Below are 1251 nucleotides of genomic sequence, written 5' to 3'. Positions count from 1 at the left end.
CGACGCGAAAGCGCTCGGGCCGGGGGTGCAATCCCAGGTGCAGCAGGCCCGCGAGCGCATGCTTCATGGGCCCGCCCAGTCCCGGGCCCAGCGCGAGCTCCGCGGCGCCCGCGGCAAACGCCAGGCTGATGCAGGCTGCGAGCCAGGGCGCCAGCGCGACCCCCGTGAACCCCACGGCAGCCGTGAGCGCCAGCGCCAGCGCGAACAGCAGCAGGGTCCAGGGCAGGCGCTGCCATGGCCCGCGCGACAGGCGCGCCGCTGCGCCCTGGCGGCGCCAGGCCATGGCGCCGGCGCCGGCGAGCATCAGCAGGCCGGCGAGCAGCAGCAGCGCGTCCAGGCTGCGCGCGTGCAGGCCCAGGCCGTAGTTGAGCGCCACCAGCGCCAGCGCGAGCAAGGCGCCGCCGGCGACGCCCACGTGGGCCCGCGCAACAAAGGGCTCCCGCGCCACGACCTCGTGCAGATCGACCAGGTAGCGCTTCGGAATCTGTAGCAGTCCGCGCAGATCCACGGCGCTCGCGCGCCCCGTGCGCCAGAGCCGCGCGCGCCGCGCAAGACCCCAGGCCAGGCCGAGCAGCGCGAGCCAGAAGATTCCACCGATGAATTGCGCCAGCATGTCAGAAGTCCTTGCACAGGCGCAGCGCGTCGTAGATCGCGCCGTGGATGTCGTGCATCGAGACGCAGTCGCCGACGCGGTAGAGCAGGAAGTCGCCATCGCCGGTGGGCAGACTCAGGCCCGGCTGCGCCTGCGCGTCGTACAGCGCGTCGATGTCGGTCTGGCCCTGGTTCAGCGACAGCGGCTTGAGCTGCCAGTACAGGCCGTCGTTGGGCAGGACGCCGTTCTCCAGCACCACCTGGTCCACGGCGCGCTCCTCCAGGGCCTCGGTGTATTCGTTCTTCAGGACCGCGATGCGCTTGTCGCCTTCGAGGTAGACCTTTTCCAGCCAGCAATTGGGCGTCTGTATCACCCCCTTCGCGTAGAGCTGGCGGTAGAAGATCGGGAAGGTGGTCCCGCCCACGTCGTCGGCGACCTTCGCGTCGGGCGTGACGATTTCCACCTGCTTGCCGCGCGTGGCGATGAAGTCGGCAACGCCGGTGCCCGCGTGGGCGCCGATGCTGTCGTACACGAGGACGTTCTCGCCCGGCGCAACGGCGCCCGACAGGATGTCCCAGCTGCTCACGCACAGGCCCTGCGCCGCGCCCCAGGCCGGCGTCTGGCCGGTGTGCGCAACGCCGCCGGTGGCCAGCACCACG

Annotated in this window: 1 protein-coding gene and 1 pseudogene; both read right to left on the bottom strand. The window is 71.5% G+C overall.

The features are described 5' to 3' along the window. Window positions 1–613: DUF3483 domain-containing protein (locus tag VTU_RS29090; protein WP_010108337.1), on the bottom strand; the 613-nt coding region annotated here is incomplete at its 3' end. 1 nt (window position 614) lies between these two features. Then, window positions 615–1251 (bottom strand): annotated as a pseudogene (locus VTU_RS29085) (N-methylproline demethylase); the annotation flags it as partial.

Origin of the sequence: Verminephrobacter aporrectodeae subsp. tuberculatae At4 (assembly GCF_000193225.1) — a bacterium.
GTDB lineage: Bacteria > Pseudomonadota > Gammaproteobacteria > Burkholderiales > Burkholderiaceae_C > Acidovorax > Acidovorax aporrectodeae.
Note: the sequence above shows the minus strand (reverse complement) of the source record. Positions and strands in the feature narration are given on the sequence as shown.